This window comes from Roseicitreum antarcticum (genome assembly GCF_014681765.1).
GTDB classification, from domain to species: Bacteria; Pseudomonadota; Alphaproteobacteria; order Rhodobacterales; family Rhodobacteraceae; genus Roseicitreum; species Roseicitreum antarcticum.
The window spans coordinates 872,174-893,551 of the sequence record NZ_CP061498.1; the positions used below are offsets into that span (position 1 = coordinate 872,174).

20 protein-coding genes are annotated in these 21,378 nt (G+C 62.7%); 9 read left to right on the plus strand and 11 right to left on the minus strand.

Features of this window, described 5'->3' with window-relative positions:
• Positions 1–115 precede the first annotated feature (115 nt).
• Positions 116–1,222, minus strand: a complete 1,107-nt coding sequence (locus tag H9529_RS03990; RefSeq protein WP_092889584.1) for an anhydro-N-acetylmuramic acid kinase — start codon at positions 1,220–1,222, stop codon at positions 116–118.
• A 66-nt stretch (positions 1,223–1,288) separates the two neighbouring features.
• Here H9529_RS03990 and tyrS point away from each other — a divergent pair, with 66 nt between their 5' ends.
• The 5 genes from tyrS to H9529_RS04015 all read left to right on the plus strand — a co-directional run bounded on the left by tyrS (position 1,289) and on the right by H9529_RS04015 (position 4,731).
• Complete coding sequence (tyrS, locus tag H9529_RS03995; RefSeq protein WP_092889581.1) at positions 1,289–2,542, plus strand: tyrosine--tRNA ligase; 1,254 nt, start codon at positions 1,289–1,291, stop codon at positions 2,540–2,542.
• 198 nt (positions 2,543–2,740) lie between these two features.
• On the plus strand, positions 2,741–3,166 hold the full coding sequence (gene rpsF / locus H9529_RS04000; protein WP_092889579.1) for a 30S ribosomal protein S6: 426 nt from the start codon (positions 2,741–2,743) through the stop codon (positions 3,164–3,166).
• Between the two features lie 26 nt (positions 3,167–3,192).
• Positions 3,193–3,420, plus strand: coding sequence for a 30S ribosomal protein S18 (rpsR, locus tag H9529_RS04005; RefSeq protein ID WP_036700444.1), 228 nt, complete (start codon positions 3,193–3,195; stop codon positions 3,418–3,420).
• Positions 3,421–3,432: 12 nt separating this feature from the next.
• Entirely contained in the window at positions 3,433–4,062 is a 630-nt protein-coding gene (gene rplI, locus H9529_RS04010) for a 50S ribosomal protein L9 (RefSeq protein ID WP_092889576.1), read from the plus strand.
• A gap of 372 nt (positions 4,063–4,434) precedes the next feature.
• Complete coding sequence (locus tag H9529_RS04015; RefSeq protein WP_223814350.1) at positions 4,435–4,731, plus strand: ArsR/SmtB family transcription factor; 297 nt, start codon at positions 4,435–4,437, stop codon at positions 4,729–4,731.
• A gap of 161 nt (positions 4,732–4,892) precedes the next feature.
• Here the strand turns inward: H9529_RS04015 and grxD are convergent, their stop codons facing one another.
• From grxD to queA, 7 genes are all read right to left on the minus strand, one after another.
• Entirely contained in the window at positions 4,893–5,255 is a 363-nt protein-coding gene (gene grxD / locus H9529_RS04020; protein ID WP_092889571.1) for a Grx4 family monothiol glutaredoxin, read from the minus strand.
• Between the two features lie 5 nt (positions 5,256–5,260).
• A complete protein-coding gene (locus H9529_RS04025; RefSeq protein ID WP_092889568.1) occupies positions 5,261–5,503 on the minus strand; it encodes a BolA/IbaG family iron-sulfur metabolism protein in 243 nt (80 codons plus the stop codon).
• A 59-nt stretch (positions 5,504–5,562) separates the two neighbouring features.
• Positions 5,563–7,737: a phosphoribosylformylglycinamidine synthase subunit PurL gene (gene purL / locus H9529_RS04030; RefSeq protein ID WP_092889898.1), complete on the minus strand. Its 2,175-nt coding sequence runs from the start codon at positions 7,735–7,737 to the stop codon at positions 5,563–5,565.
• A 237-nt stretch (positions 7,738–7,974) separates the two neighbouring features.
• Positions 7,975–9,384 carry a dihydrolipoyl dehydrogenase gene (gene lpdA, locus H9529_RS04035; protein WP_092889565.1) on the minus strand — a complete coding sequence of 470 codons (1,410 nt, stop codon included), beginning with the start codon at positions 9,382–9,384 and terminating at the stop codon, positions 7,975–7,977.
• A 121-nt stretch (positions 9,385–9,505) separates the two neighbouring features.
• Positions 9,506–10,081: a DUF924 family protein gene (locus H9529_RS04040; protein WP_092889563.1), complete on the minus strand. Its 576-nt coding sequence runs from the start codon at positions 10,079–10,081 to the stop codon at positions 9,506–9,508.
• A 95-nt stretch (positions 10,082–10,176) separates the two neighbouring features.
• Entirely contained in the window at positions 10,177–11,448 is a 1,272-nt protein-coding gene (locus H9529_RS04045; protein WP_092889560.1) for an MFS transporter, read from the minus strand.
• Complete coding sequence (queA, locus tag H9529_RS04050) at positions 11,445–12,515, minus strand: tRNA preQ1(34) S-adenosylmethionine ribosyltransferase-isomerase QueA (RefSeq protein WP_092889557.1); 1,071 nt, start codon at positions 12,513–12,515, stop codon at positions 11,445–11,447. Before queA ends, H9529_RS04045 begins: the two co-directional genes overlap by 4 nt.
• A gap of 104 nt (positions 12,516–12,619) precedes the next feature.
• Here queA and bcp point away from each other — a divergent pair, with 104 nt between their 5' ends.
• The 4 genes from bcp (at position 12,620) to H9529_RS04070 (ending at position 16,271) form a co-directional block, all read left to right on the plus strand.
• Positions 12,620–13,081, plus strand: a complete 462-nt coding sequence (gene bcp / locus H9529_RS04055; protein ID WP_092889554.1) for a thioredoxin-dependent thiol peroxidase — start codon at positions 12,620–12,622, stop codon at positions 13,079–13,081.
• Between the two features lie 143 nt (positions 13,082–13,224).
• On the plus strand, positions 13,225–14,022 hold the full coding sequence (locus tag H9529_RS04060) for a ferritin-like domain-containing protein (RefSeq protein ID WP_092889895.1): 798 nt from the start codon (positions 13,225–13,227) through the stop codon (positions 14,020–14,022).
• Positions 14,023–14,278: 256 nt separating this feature from the next.
• Positions 14,279–15,649, plus strand: coding sequence for a DUF5930 domain-containing protein (locus H9529_RS04065; RefSeq protein ID WP_092889551.1), 1,371 nt, complete (start codon positions 14,279–14,281; stop codon positions 15,647–15,649).
• Positions 15,639–16,271, plus strand: coding sequence for a bactofilin family protein (locus H9529_RS04070; protein WP_092889548.1), 633 nt, complete (start codon positions 15,639–15,641; stop codon positions 16,269–16,271). The genes H9529_RS04065 and H9529_RS04070 overlap by 11 nt, the downstream gene beginning before the upstream one ends.
• A gap of 342 nt (positions 16,272–16,613) precedes the next feature.
• Here the strand turns inward: H9529_RS04070 and H9529_RS04075 are convergent, their stop codons facing one another.
• The 3 genes from H9529_RS04075 to H9529_RS04085 form a co-directional block, all read right to left on the minus strand.
• Entirely contained in the window at positions 16,614–17,396 is a 783-nt protein-coding gene (locus H9529_RS04075; RefSeq protein ID WP_092889543.1) for a DUF2189 domain-containing protein, read from the minus strand.
• Positions 17,397–17,564: 168 nt separating this feature from the next.
• Entirely contained in the window at positions 17,565–18,689 is a 1,125-nt protein-coding gene (gene prfB, locus H9529_RS04080; RefSeq protein WP_092889540.1) for a peptide chain release factor 2, read from the minus strand.
• 94 nt (positions 18,690–18,783) lie between these two features.
• Complete coding sequence (locus tag H9529_RS04085; RefSeq protein ID WP_092889537.1) at positions 18,784–21,303, minus strand: penicillin-binding protein 1A; 2,520 nt, start codon at positions 21,301–21,303, stop codon at positions 18,784–18,786.
• Positions 21,304–21,378 lie beyond the last annotated feature (75 nt).

Here is a 21,378-nt window from a genome sequence, read left to right on the forward strand (position 1 = left end):
GATATAAATTGGTTATATGACAAAGAGATTCATCGCGTGTCCAGCGCCGGCAGCCGTCGATTTTTTGTGGGTTTCGCACCGCAATACGCTGATACAAAACGAAATATCGAATATCTTATCCCGGCTGGCTGACCCGCCCGCCGCCGACCGCAGCGGCGACGCCTGTCGTGCCCGGCGCGCTGGTGGGCAGGCCACGCAGCACGCGGACCGCCAGATACGCGAAGGCCTGCGCCTCGATCATGTCGCCGTCCAGACCCAAGGCCTCGACCGGCGACACATCGCAGGGCACGGCGGCGCGGATCATCGCCATCAGGACAGGGTTGTGCCGCCCCCCGCCTGACACCAGCATCCGCGCGGGCGCATCGGGATAATGCTCTGCCGCGCGGGCGACGGCGGCAGCAACGACCGCACTCAGCGTCGCGCAGGCATCGGCATCGCCCAGATCCGCGACGGCGGCCATCAGGCCTGGATCCAGCCGGTCCAGCGATTTGGGCGGTATCTTGTGAAAATACGCGCCCGAAAGGTAGCGATCGACCACGCCCTGATCGACAATGCCCGACGCCGCCAGCGCCCCGTCCGCGTCCATAGGCACCCCGCGCCGCGCCTGCATAAGGTCGTTCAGCGGCCCGCAGGCGGGCCCGGTATCAAACGCCAGGCACGCGCCCGGCGTATCAGGCGTGCGCAGGCGCGGATCGACCCAGGTGACATTGCCGACGCCGCCCAGGTTGAGGAACACGACCGGGGCGTGCAGGCCAAGATGCCGCGCCAGGGCGTGATGGTAAAACGGGGCCAGCGGCGCACCCTGGCCGCCCAGTTCCACATCGTTGCTGCGAAAATCCCACACGACGGGCCAGCCCAACACCTCGGCCAGCACCGCGCCACTGCCGGTCTGATGCGTCCGGCGTGCGCCCGGGTCGTGCGCCAGCGTCTGACCGTGAAATCCAGCCAGATCAATGGCTTCAAAGCCGTTCATCACCTCGGCATGCGCCGTTTCGACCACTTCTGCGGCCTCTTCCACCCCGGCATCGCCCGGCCAGCGGCCCAGGGCTGTGCGCAGCACCGCACGCTCGGCATCCGTATAGGGGCGGTAGGCGCTGGGGCCAAAGCGGCGGATCACGTCTCCATCGGTTTCCAGCACCGCCGCATCCACCCCGTCAAGCGACGTGCCCGACATCGTGCCCAGCACACGCAACATTCCCGTCTTCACCCCAGCCTTTAACATGGTCTTTCCCTCAGGCCACCCAGCCGGTATAGACAGCCCCAACCGACGGCCAAGGACAACAGAAAAATGACCTATCACCCCAAATCGGAATTCCTCCGCATCATCATCGAGCGTGGATTTCTGGAAAACTGCACCGCGTTGCAGGCGCTGGATGAGGCGCTGATCAAAGGGGTGGTTCCGGCGTACATCGGGTATGATGCGACCGCGAAATCGCTGCATGTGGGGCATTTGCTGAACATCATGCTGCTGCGCTGGCTGCAAAAGACCGGGCACAAGCCGATCACGCTGATGGGCGGCGGCACCACCAAGGTCGGTGACCCGTCCTTCCGGTCGGAAGAACGCCCCCTGCTGACCCCTGACGCCATTGCAGGCAACATCAGCGGCATGCAGCAGGTTTTTGCGAAATACCTCAGCTATGGTGATGCCCCTTCCGATGCGATCATGCTCAACAATGCCGAATGGCTGGACGGGTTGAATTACCTCGATTTCCTGCGCGACATCGGGCGGCATTTCAGCGTCAACCGCATGCTGTCGTTTGAATCGGTGAAATCCCGGCTGGACCGCGAGCAATCGCTGTCCTTCCTGGAATTCAACTACATGATCCTGCAAGCCTATGATTTCCTTGAAATCTACCGCCGTTACGGCTGCTTGTTGCAGATGGGCGGGTCGGACCAATGGGGCAATATCGTCAACGGCATCGACCTGACCCGCCGGGTGATTGATGGCGAGATCTACGGCCTGGTCACGCCGCTGCTCACCACCTCGGACGGGCGCAAGATGGGGAAATCCCAGGGCGGCGCGGTCTGGCTGAATGCCGACATGCTGTCACCCTATGAGTTCTGGCAATTCTGGCGCAATACCACCGATGCCGATGTGGGCCGCTTCCTGAAGCTCTACACAGAACTGCCGGTTGAGGAATGCAACCGTCTGGGCGCGCTGCAAGGCGCCGAGATCAATGCGGCGAAGGTGACGCTGGCCAATGAGGTCACAGCGCTGTGTCACGGGGCCGAAGCGGCGGCGGCAGCCGAAGCTACCGCGCGTGAGGTATTTGAACACGGCGGCATCGGCGAGGATCTGCCAACGGTGTCGCTTACCCGGGAAGAACTTAAAGAGGGGTTGTCGATAGTACAGCTATTTGTCCTCACATCACTTGCCAAATCGGGCAAAGACGCGAAACGCCTCATTGCAGAAGGCGCAGCGCGCGCGAATGACGCCCTGGTGACTGATGCAGGACAGATCATCCATGCCAACGATCTGGACACCCCTCTCAAGCTGACTGCGGGCAAGAAACGCCACGCCCGCGTTGTGCTGGGCGACTGAGCAACCCCGGGCGCGCGGGGCGCGCATGCAGCCGATTGCACCGCCCTGCCCGTGCTGGCGCTTGCATCCCCGCAGGGCGCGTGTATAAGGCCCCAACTTTTCCGCATTTCACGTATCCGGCGCAGCCTCTCGTGGACGGGGCGCGGAAAGGTCACTGCCCGTCCTATGAAATGCGCCCAGACATGACTAGGAGTATCCATGGCGCTTTATGAGCACGTCATGATTGCGCGTCAGGACTTGTCCAACACGCAAGCCGAAGGCCTGATCGAACATTTCTCGGGCATCCTGACCGAAAACGGCGGCAAGGTCGTCGATTTCGAATATTGGGGCGTCAAAACGATGGCCTACAAGATCAACAAGAACCGCAAGGGGCATTATGCCTTTCTGCGCAGCGACGCACCCAGCGCCGCCGTGCAGGAAATGGAACGCCTGATGCGCCTGCATGACGACGTGATGCGCGTTCTGACCATCAAGGTCGATGAACACGTCGAAGGTCCGTCCGTGCAGATGCAAAAGCGCGATGACCGCCCAGAGCGTGGCGACCGGCCTGACCGTGGCGACCGCCCGGATCGCGGCGACCGTGGCGACCGCCCCGATCGTGGCCCCCGCCCCGAACGCCGTTGATTGATCTGAGCACAGGAGCCTGAACCATGGCCACCAAACCATTCTTCCGCCGTCGCAAAGTCTGCCCGTTCTCGGGCGAGAACGCGCCCGCGATCGACTACAAAGACACCCGCCTTCTGCAACGCTACATTTCAGAGCGTGGCAAGATCGTGCCCTCGCGCATCACCGCAGTCTCGGCAAAAAAGCAGCGTGAACTGGCCCGTGCCATCAAACGCGCCCGCTTCCTCGCCCTGCTGCCCTATGCCGTGAAATAAGGAGAATTTGACATGCAAGTGATCCTTTTGGAACGTGTGGCCAAGCTGGGCCAGATGGGCGACGTGGTAAACGTCAAGCAAGGCTATGCGCGCAACTACCTGCTGCCGCAACGCAAGGCCCTGCGCGCATCCGACGCCAATATCGCGGCGTTTGAAGCCCAGAAAGCCACGCTTGAGGCACAAAACCTTGAGACCCGCAAAGAAGCCGAAGCCCTTGGCGCGAAGTTCGACGGGACGACCTATGTCGTTATCCGGTCGGCCTCCGATTCGGGCGCGCTCTATGGCTCGGTCAGCACCCGTGATATCTCGGATGTGGTGTCCGAAGCCGGCATCAAGGTCGAGCGTCGCCAGATCATTCTGGTCGAACCAATCAAAATGCTGGGCATCCATGACGTGACCATCAACCTGCACCCCGAAGTTGACGCGGGCATCCGCATCAACGTCGCGCGTTCGGTTGAAGAAGCCGAACTGCAGGCATCGGGCAAGTCGATCCAGGAACTGGCGGCGGAAGAAGAAGCCGCAGCAGAGTTCGAGATCTCGGAACTGTTCGACGATATCGGTTCCGCAGGCATGGACGACGACGATTACCGCAGCGAAGATCCCCGCGACAGCGGCAACAGCGAAGACCCGCGCGACGCCTGATCGGCACGCGCGCGACATTGAAAGGCCGCGTCGGGTCCCTCGGCGCGGCCTTTTTGTCAGCACTGGATCGCCAACGGCATAGCGCCTGGGCGCCGTGCCGCATAATGTCGCGCGGGGCCAACCGAAGCCGCAAAACCCACCGCTTCGTCGGCGGTGCCTTGTGGAACATGCCCCGCCGCCCTATATTCGGCAATCGAGATATGTCTGCAAACGGGTATGACACCCCCCGGCCAAGCCCGGTTCAGGCCATGTGGTCGGTCCGACACCATGCGCGCCGGGTGAATATGTAGCGGACAGCAAACCATATATGGGGTGATGCGGGTGCTTTCGGAAACGACTACAGATGAGAAACCGCATGTCGCCCCGTCAGACATGATCGCCGAGGCACAGGCTGCGTCGAATTTTCTGAAAGCACTGGCCCATGAAGGGCGGCTGATGATCCTGTGCCACCTGGCATCAGGCGAAAAATCGGTGACCGAGCTGGAACAGCTTTTGTCCTCACGCCAGGCGGCGGTCAGCCAGCAACTGGCGCGGCTGCGGGTCGAAGGGATTGTCGCGTCACGCCGTGAAGGCAAGGCGATTTACTATTCGCTGCATGACCCGAAAGCCGCGCGCATGATCGCGCTGGTATATGAGATGTTCTGCAAGGATGCCGCGACCAACTGCTGACGGCATCCATCTTTTTTTTCGTTGTTTTCCATAGATCTGGGTTTTCCATAGATCTGGGTTTTCCATAGATCTGGCGCCTTCCTGACGCGCAAAAACCAAAAGGCGCGCCGGTTTCCCGCCGCGCCTTTGGTCAAAATCGGTGTTGCCCGGGCAGCAATGCCTCAGGCATTCGCCTCCCGGATCTTTTCTGCGGCATCCTTGTCGTAGGTGATGCCGTTTTCGGCGAACAAGGTATCCAATTCACCCGACAATGTCATCTCTGTGATGATATCGCAGCCGCCGACAAATTCGCCCTTCACATAAAGCTGAGGAATCGTCGGCCAGTCCGAGTAATCCTTGATGCCCTGCCGGATATTCTCATCCGCGAGAACGTTCACATCTGAAAATTCCACGCCCATAAAGTTCAGCACCCCGGCAACCCGGCTGGAGAACCCGCATTGCGGCATGGATTTGGTGCCTTTCATGAACAGCACCACGTCGTTTTCAGTGACGGTTTTCTTGATCTGCACTTGTGCGTCGGCCATCTGGCTTACTCCGGTGATTTGGTGGTGAGGGCAAGCGCATGCAATTCGCCATGGCTGCCATCCATTTTGCCCTTCAACGCAGTATAAACTGCGCGCTGCTGTTGCACGCGGTTCTTGCCGCGAAAACTCTCATCAACAACCTCGGCGGCATAGTGGTTTCCGTCGCCCGCCAGATCGGTAATGGTGATCTGCGCCTCTGGGAAGCTGGCGCGCAACAGGGTTTCGATATCTTCTGCGGTAATCGCCATGATCTGGTTTCCTTGGTGTTCCGGTTGAAACGTAATCTGCCCCATGGGGCTTGGCAAGGTCAGGCCACGGCAGCTTGAAAGCTGCTGCGGTAAATGCCGGATAAATCCGTCAGCGGCGCAGAACTGCCACCAAAGCTGACAGCGCTGCCGCCGAAACTGCCCACGCTGGACAGCGCCACCCCGGCCTGCCCGGCAGCGACCATCAGCGCCTCGGCCGCGTCGAACGAACAGGCCACAAGGTAGCGCGCCTGATCCTCGCCAAACAGCGTCGGCGTGTCGCCCGCATTCAACGTGACGCCCAGCCCGGCGGCCTCGGCCATCTCGAACGCGGCCAGCGCCAACCCGCCATCAGACAGGTCGGTTGCCGCGCGGATCAGCTGGCGGTTGGCGCGCAGGAACTCGCCGTTGCGCCGCTCTGCCGCCAGATCGACGGGGGGCGCGTCGCCTTCCTCCTGGTGAAACACCTCGGCCAACAGCGCCGATTGTCCCAGATGCCCCGCCGTGCTGCCGATCAAGAGCGCCACATCCCCCGAAACCGGCTGGCCCGCGATCATGTCAGCGACAGAATCGAGCAGCCCGACCGCCCCAATGGTTGGTGTGGGCAAGATACCCTTGCCGTCAGTTTCATTGTAGAGCGAGACGTTGCCGGACACGATCGGCATGTCCAGCGCGATGCATGCCGCGCCAATCCCCTGAAGTGCGCCGACGAACTGGCCCATGATCTCGGGTTTTTCCGGATTGCCGAAATTCAGGTTATCCGTGGTGGCCAGGGGCCGCGCGCCCACGGCACACAGGTTGCGATAGGCCTCGGCCACCGCTTGTTTGCCGCCCTCAACCGGGTTGGCCTTGACGTAGCGCGGGGTGACATCGCTGGTGAAGGCCAGCGCCTTATCGGTACCATGTACCCGCACCACCCCCGCGCCCATTCCCGGCACGCGGATCGTGTCACCCATGACCTGCGCGTCATATTGCTCCCAGACCCAAGCCTTGTTGGCATAATTCGGGCTGGAAATCAGCGCGCGCAGCCCGTCGATCGGGTCAATCCCCGGCACATTGCCCAAGGGCGCGGCGGGCGGGGTTTCGACCCAGGGCCGGTCATATTCCGGGGCGGAACCCGACAGCGTCGCCAGCGGCAGATCGGCCTTCACCTCGGTGCCATGCATGATGAGAAAGCGATCTTCGGCAATCGTCTCGCCAACAATGGCGAAATCCAGATCCCATTTCCGGAACACGGCGCGCGCCTCAGCCTCTTTCTCTGGCCGCAGCACCATCAGCATGCGTTCCTGGCTTTCCGACAGCATCATCTCATACGCCGTCATGTTCGGTTCGCGCTGCGGCACGTCATCCAGTTGCAGCCGGATGCCAAGGCCGCCCTTATCGCCCATTTCCACCGCCGAGCAGGTCAGGCCCGCCGCGCCCATATCCTGAATCGACACCACCGCCCCCGTGGCCATCAGTTCCAGACAGGCCTCCATTAGCCGCTTTTCGGTGAAGGGGTCACCGACCTGCACGGTCGGGCGCTTCTCTTCGATCGTGTCATCGAATTCCGCACTGGCCATCGTGGCACCACCTACCCCGTCGCGCCCTGTCTTCGCGCCCAGATACACCACTGGCAAACCCACGCCGCTGGCCGCCGAGTAGAAAATCTTGTCGGCATCGACCAGCCCCGCAGCAAAGGCATTGACCAGACAATTGCCGTTGTAGGCGGCATGAAACCGCACTTCTCCGCCCACGGTGGGCACGCCGAAGGCATTGCCATAACCGCCGACACCTTCCACCACGCCGCGCACCAGATGCGCGGTCTTGGGATGATCGGTTACGCCGAAGGACAGGCTGTTCATCGCCGCGATGGGCCGCGCGCCCATGGTGAACACATCGCGCAAGATGCCGCCAACGCCGGTGGCCGCGCCCTGATACGGCTCGATATAGCTGGGGTGGTTATGGCTTTCCATCTTGAAGACAACGGCCAGTTTCACACCATCGGGGCCATCGCCGATATCCACCACGCCCGCATTTTCACCGGGGCCGCAGATCACCTGCGGGCCGGTGGTCGGCAGGGTGCGCAGCCATTTCTTCGACGATTTGTAAGAGCAATGCTCATTCCACATGGCCGAAAAGATACCCAGTTCGGTAAACGTCGGCTCCCGCCCGATGATCTCCAGAATACGCGCATATTCATCGGGCTTCAGCCCATGCGCGGCGATCAGTTCTTGGGTGATGGGGGGGTCTTGCATCATGGATTCATGCATGGGGCGGCCTTCCAATACTGCGGGTTAGGCGCTGTTTACGCCATGGCGCGCATGGGTGGAAGGGGGGATTGCCCGCCAAAGCACACCGCACGAAGCGGGCGCCGGGTTTTACGCCGCCCGCGCACATGCGCAAAACACGCACGCCCCGGACCGCAGGTCCGGGGCGTGGAGATCGCGTGCGGCCCAACGGGCCGCGCATTGGTTTCACGGCAACAGGTGCGCCTAGAAATGCAGCGCGCGCCCATACGCATCCAGAACGGATTCGTGCATCATCTCGGACAAGGTCGGATGCGGGAAGACCGTGTTCATCAGGTCTTCCTCGGTCGTCTCCAGCGTGCGGCCGATCACATAGCCCTGAATCAACTCGGTCACTTCCGCGCCAACCATATGCGCGCCGAGCAGCGCACCGGTCTTCGCGTCAAAGATGGTTTTCACCAAACCCTCAGGTTCCCCCAGCGCAATCGCCTTGCCATTGCCGATAAAGGGGAAGCGCCCGACCTTGATCTCATGCCCCGCAGCTTTCGCCTGCGCCTCGGTCAGACCGACGCTGGCGATCTGCGGGTGGCAATAGGTGCAGCCCGCAATCGCATCGGGATCGACTGCATGCGGATGCCCGCCCGCAATCAGTTCGGCGACCATAACGCCTTCGTGGCTGGCCTTGTGCGCCAGCCACGGGCCGTTGGTGGCGTCGCCGATGACAAAGAGCCCCTCGACCCCACTGCGGCAATATTCATCCGTCACCACGAAACTGCGATCAATCTTGACGCCCAACGCCTCCAGCCCCAGGCCTTCGGTATTGGCCACGATCCCGACAGCGGAAATCACCGTGTCGAATTCTTCCTTCTCGACCTTGCCGTTCACCTCGATATGCGCGGTGACCGTGCCCCCGCCCTTGCCGTCGGGCTTGCGGTCCAGCTGCTTGACCATGGCTTTCGCCTTGATCTTCATGCCCTGCTTTTCAAACTGCTTCTGGGCGAATTTGCTGATCTCCTCATCCTCGACCGGCAGAATGCGCTCCATCACCTCGACCACGGTGGTATCCGCGCCCAGCGTGTTGAAGAAGCTGGCAAATTCGATCCCGATCGCGCCCGAGCCGATGACCAGCAACTTTTTGGGCATGCGTTTGGCGACCATCGCGTCGCGGTAGGCCCAGACCAATTCGCCATCAGCCTCCAGCCCCGGCAATTGCCGCGCGCGGGCGCCAGTGGCCAGGACGATGTTCTTTGCGGTCAGCTCCTCGGTGCCCTTGTCGGTCTTGACCGACACCTTGCCCTTGGCGGGCAGCGTCGCCTCCCCCATCACCACGGTGATCTTGTTCTTCTTCATCAAATGGCCGATGCCGCCCGACAATTGCCCCGCAACCCCGCGTGAGCGTTTGACAACTGCGGCAAGGTCGAAGCCGATCTTGTCGGCGCTCAGCCCGAAGTCTTTGGCGCGGTGCATCAGGTGGAACACCTCGGCCGAGCGCAGCAGCGCCTTGGTCGGAATACAGCCCCAATTCAGGCAGATACCGCCCAGGTTCTCGCGCTCTACAATCGCGACTTTCAGCCCCAGCTGGCTGGCGCGGATCGCGGCCACATAGCCCCCCGGACCGGCGCCGATTACGACAACGTCAAAAGCTCTGGCAGTCATTCGCGCCCCTCCTCAAGAATATAGTTTGATATTAAACTGTATTCCCGGGCGTTGCAACGACCCGGGCGCAAGCCTGTCCTGCGGGTGGCACATACCGGGTCGGATCACCGCCGGGCCCGCCTCAGGCGGCCTGCAATTCCTCGACCACCGACATATAGCCACCCCGCGCCAGAAAGGCGCGCTCTTCCGCCGTGCTGGTACGCCCCAGCGCCTCGTTGCGGTAAGGAAAACGCCCAAAACGACGGATCACGGCGCGGTGCGCGCGCGCATGCAGCACATTGCCCGCGCCGGTTTCGGGCATCCGCGTCAGGAACATCCGCACGCAGCGGTCCTGATCCATCAGGCTTTCGGAATGCATCAGGGGCATGTAGAAAAATTGCCGCTCGGGCTCTGCCACCTGAAGATCCAGTTTATGGTGAATCGCGCGGATCGCCGCTGTGAGCGCCTTGCCATCGGTGGCAAAGGCGCGGGCATCATTGCGAAACAGGTTGCGCGGAAACTGATCGGTCACCACCAGATAAGCCAGAATACCCTGCGGCATCGACTGCCAGTTCTGCAAGGCACCGGCGCGCGCAGACGCCCAGGTGGCGCTGAACCGGGACCGGACGGCCTCATCCACCGCCGCATCGCCGGAATACCAATCGGCTCGCGTCAGCTCTTTCAGCCAGAAATCCAGTACCGTCTTTGCCTGTTCCATCAGCCACCCCTTTGCGCGGGTCCGCGATCTGCGCCCCTTTGGGCCGAATTTGACAGGTTTGCCGGGACCGCGCAATCCTATCTGGCGAAACGACGCTATCTTGCGGCGGCGGCGCCGGGCGTGTCGCCTGCCTCTTCTTGCTCATGCGCCGCCTCGAACACAGGCTCCATCGCGACAATTGATGCGGCCTGCGTCATGGCGGTATAGGCTGATGCCTCGCCCACCACCACGACGGCGCGGCGGCGCATGCGCCAGATCGCATACAGCGTCAGCCCCCCGGTCAGCATGGCGATATACAAGAAGAACCCCTTCGGCCCGATCAGCGACATCAGCCAACCAATCGCCAGCGGTCCGACAATCGCACCGACGCCGTTGATGAACATCAGCCCACCCGAGGCCGCAGCCATATCATCGGCCTGAAGATAGTCATTCGTATAGGCCAGCAGCAGTGAGTACAGCGGGTTGGCCACACCGCCAATCACCACCGCAACGCCCAGAAGCACCACAAACCCAGGGTTGAACACCACCGCGACCAGCGTGCCAAGCGTCCCGAAGGCCGCGACGAACATGATCAGCCGGCGCCGGTCCATCCGGTCTGACAACCAGCCGATGGGATATTGAAACAGCAGCCCACCGATATAAATCGCCGCAACGAAGATCGAAATGTCGCGCACCGACAGCCCGGCCTGCGCGCCCCAAACGGCTGCCATGCCGAACATCGCCGCAAAGACCCCGCCCATCAGGAACATGCCGACGCAGCCCAAAGGCGAAATGTCGTACAGCGCCTTGAAGCTCAGCCGTTTGGCCGTGCCAAAGACCGGCGCAGGGCTGGCCGACAGCAAGATCGGCGTGAACGCCAGCGACACCAGCACGGAAGGGATGACGAACAACAAGTATCCTGCCGGATCGGCCAGGTTGATGAGCCCCTGCGCCGAGATGATCCCCACGACCTGTACGATCATGTAGAGCGACAGCGTCTGCCCCCGCGTCTCATTCGTCGAGGTGTTGTTGAGCCAGCTTTCCGCCGTCACATACACGCCAGAAAAGCTGAAGCCGATCAGGATGCGCAGCCCGGTCCAGATCATCCAGTCAGGCAGGGCCGCATAGAGGATCATCACCGCCGAGATCAGCGAGCCAAGGGCCGCAAACACCCGCACATGGCCCACGCGCCGGATCAGCTCGGGCGCGATCTGCGAACCGAAGAGGAACCCCACGAAATAGCCCGACATCACGACGGACATCTGGAAAGTGCTGAACCCCTCGATCCCGCCGCGGATACCCAGCAGCGTGCCCTGCACCCCGTTGCCGATCATCAGCAACAGCAGGCCCAGAAAAAGCGGCCATGACGATGCAAAGACCCGGATCATGTGCAGCCCTCCTTCCCCTCAGGGATCAATAGTGACGCGTCGCCGTAAGAGAAGAAGCGATACCCCTGCCCTACGGCGTGACTATAAATATTTTGTATCGCCGACTGTCCCATAAGCGCCGCTACAAGCATCATCAGCGTCGATTTGGGCAGGTGAAAGTTGGTCATCAGCCCGTCGGTCACGCGAAAACGGTAGCCCGGGGTGATGAAGATATCGGTCTTGCCGGTCCATTCGCGCAAGGTACCGTCCGGGGCGGCCGCACTTTCGATCAGGCGCAACGCGGTGGTGCCGACGGCGATGATACGCCCGCCTGCCGCACGGGTCGCGTTGATCTCGGCTGCGGCCTGCGGCGTGATCTGGCCCCATTCGGCATGCATCTTGTGGGTCGAGATATCATCCACCTTCACCGGCAGAAAGGTGCCCGCACCGACATGCAGCGTCACCTCGGTGAAGTCCACGCCATGATCGCGCAGCGCCTGCAAGAGATCCAGATCGAAATGCAGCGATGCGGTGGGGGCCGCGACAGCGCCGCGTTCGCGGGCAAACACCGTCTGGTAATCGTCGTCGTCCTGCGCATCGGCGGCGCGTCTGCCCGCGATATAGGGCGGCAACGGCATCGCACCGACCTGCGAAAGGGCGGCGTCGAATGCGTCGCCGGTCAGGTTGAAGCGCAAAGTCGCGTCCTCGGCCCCTTTGGCGGTGACATGGGCATGCAGCGTTTCGGAAAACACCACATCCTCGCCCACCGCCAGCTTGCGCAGGGGTTTGACCATGGCGCGCCAGTCGCCGTCGGGCAGCGGCTCCATCAATGTCACTTCGATCTTCGCGCTGACCCTGCCTTGTGCGCTGTCGCGCCAGCGTCGGCCGGTCAGCCGCGCGGGGATCACGCGGGTGTTGTTCAGCACCATCCGGTCGCCCGGGCGCAACCACAGGCTCAGGTCGCGCACATGGGCATCGGAAATCGCGGTGCCAGATGCCACCAGCATGCGCGCCGCCGGGCGCGGGCGCACCGGGCGGGTGGCGATCAGCCCCTCGGGCAGGTCAAAGTCGAAATCGGACAGCTGCATGGAAGGACACTCTTTGCCACACTATGAAAACTTGAGACGCCCCTTTAACTTTGCCGTCCCGTGACTACAACTGACCAAAGTCCATTTCAGTTGAAAGGTAACCCATGCTTGAACCCGGCGCGACTGCCCCCGATTTCACCCTGCCCCGCGATGGCGGCGGCGACCTGACGCTTTCCGACCTGCGCGGCGGGCCGGTGGTGCTGTATTTCTACCCGAAGGACGACACGCCGGGCTGCACGAAGGAGGCGCAGGGCTTCACCGAGGCGGCGGATGACTTTGCCGCCATCAGCGCGAAGGTCGTCGGCGTGTCCAAGGACCCGGTCGCGAAACACGACAAGTTCATCGCAAAATACAGCCTGAACCTCACCCTGGTGTCGGATGAGACCTCGGACGTTTGCGAACGCTACGGCACATGGGTCGAAAAGAGCATGTACGGCAAGACCTACATGGGGATCGAACGCACCACGGTGCTGATCGCCGCAGACGGCACGATCGCGCGGGTCTGGCCGAAGGTCAAAGTACCGGGCCATGTCGAAGAGGTGCTGGAAGCAGCCAAGGCCCTGTGACCGAAAGCCCGGCGACCGAAAGCCCAACGGCGGAAAGCCCAACGGCGGAAAGCCCAACGACGGAAAGCGCCGCGACCGAAAGCCACGCGACAGACAGCGCCGTGGTTGTAGACGCTGCGGCGCTGCCCGGCACACTTGCCGAAATGGCCGTGGCCGTGCTGAAAACGGCGGACCCGGCGCAGAAAACTGCGCTGTCGCGCGCCTGCGCCGCCCTGTGGCTTGCGATGCGCGACGCGGGCACGCCCATGGCCATCGGCCACGCCACCCCGCCCGATATGCCCGCACGGCCCGCGCAGCCCGAATTGCTGGAGCCGCGCAACGTGCCGCGCCGCAAACCCGGCAGCCCGGCGGGGCGCATCGCCATGCTGCATGCGGTAGCGCATATCGAGTTGAACGCGGTTGACCTGCATTGGGACATCATCGCGCGATTCAGCAATATTCCCATGCCGCCCGGCTTTTATGACGACTGGGTGCGCGCGGCGGATGATGAGTCGCGACATTTCGGGCTCATGGCCGGGTGCCTGGCCGAGCACGGCAGCCATTACGGTGCCCTGCCCGCCCATGCGGGGATGTGGCGCGCCGCACAGGACACTGCGCATGACCTGCCCGCGCGCCTGGCCGTGGTGCCAATGGTGCTGGAGGCACGCGGCCTCGACGTGACACCCGGCATGATCGCATTGTTTCAACAGGCAAAGGATGCTGCCGCCGTCACGGCACTGGAAGTGATCTATGCCGAGGAAGTGGCCCATGTCGCCTACGGCTCCAAATGGTTCAACTTCCTGTGCGGGCGCGAGAATCTCGACCCGCTGCCACGTTTTCACGCGCTGGTGCGGCGCTATTTCCACAGCACGCTGCGCCCACCCTTCAACGAAGAAAAGCGCGCCGATGCAGGCCTGCCGCCGGATTTCTACTGGCCCCTGTCGGAAATCGACCGCCCCTGAGATACCCTTCCCGGGGCGGCTGGAAGCACAACGACACGGCATCGGGCGAGAGCGCTAAACGCACGAAACCGGGCAAAAGTTGCGAGACATCCCTGAAATCGCTGGAATTGTCGGCAAAAATCCGCCCAAAACGGGCGTATTGCCCGGCTTTGCGGCGGCACGCGCGGCAAAATTCTTGCGATATGCGCCTTAGGGTCTTAACACGCTGGTAACCTATCGGGATGCGGTCGCCCCGGGCGATGCGTCTTTTGACCCGATGGCCGACAAAATACGACAAGGAATCACAGGTTTGCAGCGACTTCTAGATCGGCTCGACCAGCGGCTGGAAAAACGTTTTCCAGAACAGCGGCTGTTTCTGAAATCTGATAGCGCGACACGCTATGTCCGGCTCCGACCCCTGACGCAGGCGGTGGGCATCTTCAGCGCTGTCACCTTCTTTGCCTGGGGCGTGCTGGCTGCGTCGATCCTGTTAATGGACAGCATAGGGTCGGGCAATATCCGCGATCAGGCCGCGCGCGAACAGGCGTATTATGAGACCCGGCTGAACGACCTCGCCGCAGAACGCGACGCTCGCGCATCGGAAACCGAGACCGCGCAGTCCCGCTTTACCTATGCGATGGAAAGGATTTCCGACATGCAATCGGCGCTTCTGGCGTCAGAGCAGCGGCGGATCGAACTGGAAACCGGGATCGAGGTCATCCAGCGCACCCTGCGCCGCACGGTCGACGAACGCGACGCCGCGCGTGCCCATGGTGCCGAACTGGCCCGCACCCTGACGGATGAGACCGGGACCGCCCGCACCGGCGCCGAACAGGCGCAAGACGTCGCACAGACGCTTGATTTCCTGATGTCGGCCCTCGACACCGCCACGTCAGAGCGGGACAACGCCGCGCTGGCAGCTGATGATGCGCGCCGGCAGGCCGACCATCTGGCTTTGGAGGTCCGGCTTATTCAGGACCGCAACACCCGCATTTTCGCCCAGTTGGAAGAGGCGATCGAGATGTCAGTCTCGCCGCTGGAACGCATCTTCACCAATGCCGGATTGTCGGTCGACACCATTTTGCGGCAGGTACGGTCTGGGTATCAGTCGCAATCCGCAGCCTTGCAGCCGATCTCCATGTCCACCTCTGGCAGCTATGACCCTGACAGCGACGAGGCGCGGGCCAACCGCGTGCTGGCGGGCCTGGATGAGTTGAACCTCTACCGTGTCGCGACCGAACGCCTGCCATTTGCGCGGCCGGTATCCGGGGCGCGCCAGACTTCCAGCTTCGGCGTACGGCGTGACCCGCGCACCGGCGCATCGCGCCAGCACAATGGCGTCGACTGGGCCGCAGCACAGGGCACCACAATCACGGCAACCTCGGCCGGGCGGGTCAAATTCGCTGGGCGTCAGGGCGGATACGGCAACCTTGTCATCATCGAGCATGACTTCGGGATCGAGACCTATTACGCCCATCTACATCGCATTAACGTCAGCACCGGGCAAAGGGTCTCGCGCGGGGATAAAATCGGTGGTATGGGCACAACAGGCCGGTCAACCGGCGTGCATCTTCACTACGAAATCCGCGTCGGCGGCACACCCCTCAACCCTATGACGTATATAAGGGCAGCGCAAAATGTTTTCTAAAAGCCGCATAAACGAACCAGGTCCCAAAAAAGCGGCCACGCCGGAACCCGCACAGCGGGCGCCCGAACAACCCATGTATCGTGCCCCCGCTGCCGATACCGGTTCCTCCAGCGGCGCGCCGCAGGCGACCAAGGCGAAGCCTGCCGCATCCGTCCTGTCGTCGGATCTGACGATCACCGGCAACCTGAAAACCACCGGCGATGTCGTGGTCGAAGGCATGGTGGACGGCGATATCCGCGCGCATCTGCTGACCGTGGGCGACAGCGCCACCATCCGGGGCGAGATCGTGGCCGACGACATCGTCATCAACGGTCGCGTGATTGGCCGGGTGCGCGGGCTTAAGGTACGCCTGACTTCGTCGGCACGGGTGGAAGGCGACATCATCCACAAGACGATCGCTATCGAATCCGGCGCGCATTTTGAAGGCTCGGTGCAGCGGCAAGATGACCCGCTGGCAACCAACGCACGTGTGCAGCAGCAACAACAGCAACAGCCGGCCGCCTACGCCCCCGCGCCACAGCCGGCACCCGCGCCTGCACCCCAGCCGCGGCCCGAGCCCTCGGCCGCCGTGCGCGCCGCCGCCGAAAGCAAGAAAGCTGCGGATGAGGCCGCGAAGAAGTAACCTTCGCAGGCGACCGCAATCGATAAGTAAAGGGGGCCTGTTGGCCCCCTTTTGCATGGGGCACCGGGCCGTTTGCGCCCTGCATCTTCCCCTTTTCCCAGTGCGCGGGGCACGGATGCGGGTCGGGGAGTGAATGAGAAAGCGGGATTCTGCGCAAGGTTTCTGTGGCCGGTTTCTGCGGCCGGTTTCTGCGGCCCAGAAACACGCCCAGGAACACGCCCGGCATCGCGCCGCACGCAGGCCTTTTCGCGCAGTAGCTATCGGCACAAAAATTTCAGTGCACAGCCTCCCGCAAGATGACGCGTGCGGGGGCCAAGCGCCGCGCGTGCGGAAGCGCCAGCCTCAGCCCGCGTCGTCAGGCAAGACGCGGCGGTAGAGGTGCCAAGTGGCATGCCCCAGCACCGGCAGCGCCACGAACAGGCCCAGGAACCCCGGCAGCATCGCCACGAACAGCACCACCGCGATCAGCGCCGCCCAGATGCCCATGACCTTGGGGTTGTGCGTCACAGTCGACACGCTGGTGATCATCGCGGTGATGAAATCCAGTTCCTTGTCCAGCAGCAGCGGCAGGCTGACCACTGTCAGCGCGAAGAAAACCGCCGCAATAACGCCCCCGATTGCGCCACCGACCAGCAGCATTGTCAGCCCGTTGCCGCTGAGCAGCATCGCGCCCGTACTGCTGGTGATGGATTGCAGGCCGAAGAACAGCGCGAAGATCGTATGCGCGACAAAGACCCAGAACATGAAACCCAGCATGATGACCATGGCCATGGACGGCACCTGCCGGTCCTTCTGCGCCATGACGCAGCCCAGCACGGCGCGCCAGGACAAGGCCAGCCCGGCCTCTTGCCTGCGGGACACTTCATAGAGCCCGGTGGCCGCAAAGGGCGCAAGGATCGGGAAGCCCACCGCGATGGGAATGAACCACCAGCTTTGCCCAGAGGCGACAAACACGGCATAAAGCACCAGCCCGCCCAGCACATAGAAGGTGCTGAAGACCAGCCCGAACAGCGGCGCTGCCGTGAAATCGCGCCAGCCCAGCCGCAGCGCGGCGCGCAGGTCATCGGTTGTAATGCTTTGCACCGGCGGAATCGCCGACGGGCCAGTCATGCTTTGGTCGCTCATTTGGTTGCCCCCCTGTTGGCGCCATGCGCCCGGGATGAGCCTAAAGCAATTTCACATAAAAGTTGATAAACAATTTCCGGCGCAAGGCAGAAATGAGGCCACCCGGCAACGCACGATGACCCGACATTCGGCCAGGCCTGAGCGACCCCGCAGGCGCCGCATCGTCAGCTACTCGGCATTCGCCTCGGCGCGCGATTTGCCTGCCACATCCTGCGCCAGGGTCGCGGCCATGAAGCGGTCCAGATCGCCGTCCAGCACGCCCTGCGTGTCGGATGTCTCATGGCTGGTGCGCAGGTCCTTCACCATCTGGTAGGGATGCAGCACATAGGACCGGATCTGGTTGCCCCAGCCCGCGTCGCCCTTGGCGTCATGGGCGGCCTCGATCGCCTCGGTCCGCTTGCGCAGCTCCAACTCATAAAGCCGCGATTTCAGCGCATTCATCGCGATATCGCGGTTCTGATGCTGGGATTTCTGGCTGGAGGTCGTGACGATCCCGGTCGGAATATGCGTGATCCGCACCGCCGAATCGGTGGTGTTGACGTGCTGCCCGCCCGCACCCGATGACCGGTAGGTATCGATGCGGATGTCGTTGGCATTCACCTCGATCTCGATATTGTCATCCACGACCGGATAGACCCAGATCGAGCTGAACGAGGTATGCCGCCGCGCCGCACTGTCGTAGGGCGAGATACGGACCAGCCGGTGCACGCCGGATTCCGACTTCAGCCATCCATAGGCATTGGTGCCCGAAATGCGGTAGGCAACTGACCGGATACCTGCCTCTTCGCCGGGACTTTCCGACATCATTTCAACCTTGTAGCCCTTCTTTTCGGCCCAGCGGACATACATCCGCGCCAGCATGGATGCCCAATCGCACGACTCGGTGCCGCCGGCACCCGCGTTGACCTCAAGGAAGGTGTCATTGCTATCGGCCTCGCCGTCCAGCAGTGCCTCCAGCTCTTTCTCGGCGGCGCGTTTGGCCAGCGCGCGCAGGGCGTCTTCGGCCTCGGCCACCACATCGGTGTCGCCTTCGGCATCGCCCATTTCAATCAGGTCGATATTGTCCTGCAATTCGGTCGAAATGCTGCGGTACGTCGTCATCGCGTCAGATAGCATCTGGCGTTCGCGCATCAGCTTTTGGGCCTTGGCGGGGTCGTTCCAAAGGTCGGGATTTTCGGTCAGCGCGTCGAATTCTTCCAGCCGGTGCGGCGCGGTTTCATAATCCATCCGCTGCGCCAGCAGGGCCAGCGATTTGCGGACGGCCTCGACCGTGGTGTGCATCTCTGCGCGCATGAAAGACCTCATCCCTTAGGGTTTCGCGGGTGATACCGTGACGGCCGCCGAAGGGCAAGCGCCCGCCCCCGCGCGCGTCGCCCCACCTGCCGCGTCAGTACAATCCGCCCGAACTGATGGTGCCGAAATTCGCCGAAGGCTCCACGGGTTGCTGATCGGTAGAGCCATCGACCTCGCTTGCGGGCCCCGTCGCGGGCGAGAACATCGGCAGGTTCGACCCCAGCCCGAAACCACCGTCGATCATCGCGGCCAGCCCAAAGACCGGCTCTTCGCCCTCGCGGAAGTATTCGGCGACGACGTTGGGGCCACTTGCATCATCCGGCAGGCGCGCGCCCGAAACGCGATCGATCTTGATGAAATACCCCCCCGGCGGCACGGCAAAGCGTCCGCCACCATAGGTCTCGATCGCTTCGGTCATGAATTGCTGGAACACCGGGCCACAGGTGCCACCGCCTGACGCGCCCCGCCCCAGGCTGCGCGGCCGGTCATAGCCGATATAGCAGCCCGCGACGATGTTGGACGTATAGCCGATGAACCACACATCGCGCGAATCGTTGGTGGTGCCGGTCTTGCCCGCCACGGGCACCGGCAGGTTGATGCCGCGCGCCGTGCCGCGCTGCACAACACCCTCCATCATCGAGGTCAACTGATACGCCGTCACCGCATTCATCACCCGGCTGCGTTCCGACGTGATCCATGGCGCGGCCCCGGCGACGAGGTTGGGCTCCGAACATTCGACACAGCGGCGCTGGTCATGACGGTAAACCGTGCGGCCATAGCGATCCTGCACCCGGTCCACCATGGTGGGTTCCACACGCTCGCCGCCATTGGCGAACATCGCATAGGCCGCGACCATCTTGAACAGCGTGGTTTCCTGCGACCCCAACGCATTGGCAAGGAAGGTCTGCATCTGGTCATAGACGCCAAAGCGTTCGGCATAGCCGCCCACGACATCCATGCCGATTTCCTGCGCCATGCGCACGGTCATCAGGTTGCGCGATTGTTCGATCCCCGTGCGTACCGGGGTGGGGCCATAGAACTGGTTTGACGAATTGGTGGGCTGCCACAGACCCTGCGGGGTATTCACCTCGATCGGGGCATCGATCACGATGGTGGCCGGGGTGAACCCGCTGTCGAGTGCCGCGGCATAGACGAAAGGCTTGAACGCCGAACCCGGTTGCCGCTGTGCCTGCGTGGCGCGGTTGAACACCGAATGCTGGTAGGAAAACCCGCCCTGCATCGCCAGCACGCGGCCGGTGTTCACGTCCATCGCCATGAACCCGCCCTGCACCTCGGGCACCTGCCGCAATGACCAGCGCTGGAACGCCCCGTCGCTGTCCGAGGTGACGCGGCGCACATGCACCACGTCGCCCACGCTCAGCGTGTCGGACACCGAACCCGGCAGCCAGTTGATGTCACTGCGCGCGATCACATGCGGCGCGTCCACCTCGGCTGCAACCCCTTCGATGCCGACGCGCGCCTGATCCGCGCTGACCTCCAGCACCACCGCAGGATACCATTCCCCGCCCAGTTTAACGTCACGGGCGACATTGACCCCGGACAGGGCCGCGCGCCATTCGGCGTCATCGCCCAGCACCTCGGCGGGCAGCGTCTCACCCGTGCCACGCCAGTCGCCCTGCGCGCGGTCATAGCGTTCCAGCGCGCCTTGCAGCGCAAGTGCGGCCTGCACCTGAAGGGCGGGGTCCACCGTCGCGCGCACCGACAACCCGCCGGTGAAGAATTCTTCCTCGCCAAAGGTGCCCGAAAGCTGGCGGCGGATTTCATCGGTGAAGTAATCGCGCGGCGGCAGGGTTTCGCGGAAGGCGGGAATATCGCCGCCCTGCACGGTGCGCAATGGCTCGGCGCGCGCGGCATCATGCGCTTCCTGGGTGACATACCCGTTCTGCAACATCTGATCGAGGACGTAATTGCGCCGTGCCGTCACCCGGTCGCGCGCGCGCACGGGATGGTATTCCGACGGGGCCTGCGGCAGCGCGGCCAGAAACGCGGCCTCTTCGAGTTCCAGTTCATCCAGCGTCTTGTTGAAATAGGTCTGCGCCGCGGCGGCCACCCCGTAGGAATTCTGCCCCAGAAAGATTTCGTTCATGTAGAGTTCGAGGATCTGGTCCTTGGACAGCGTCCCCTCGACCCGCGTGGCCAGAATGATCTCTTTGATCTTGCGCTCACCCGTGCGGTCCCCCGACAGCAAGAAGTTCTTCATCACCTGCTGCGTGATGGTCGAGGCACCACGCACCGATTCCCCGCGCGAAGCGATGGCCTCATACGCGGCGGCGGCGATGGCGCGCGGGTCAAACCCTTGGTGGGTATAGAAATTGCGATCTTCTGCCGACACGAACGCATACTTTACCATGTCGGGGATCTGATCGATGCTGGCAAACAGACGGCGCTCTTGCGCGAATTCGTCGATCAACCGCCCCTCGTTCGAGAAGACGCGGCTGATCGTGGGCGGCGCATAGGTGGCCAATTGTTCATGGCTGGGCAGATCGCGCCCATACATCCAGAACACCCCGCCGATGCTGAGCGCCACAAAGAAGATCCCGATGACGATGAAACTGAAGATACCGCCAAAGAATGAGAGAATCGCGCGAACCACTGTGCCTGCCTTTATCTGCTGATGTGTCGTTATACGGCGTCGCTGCGGCAGGGTCAAAACACGGTTGCTTTGGGT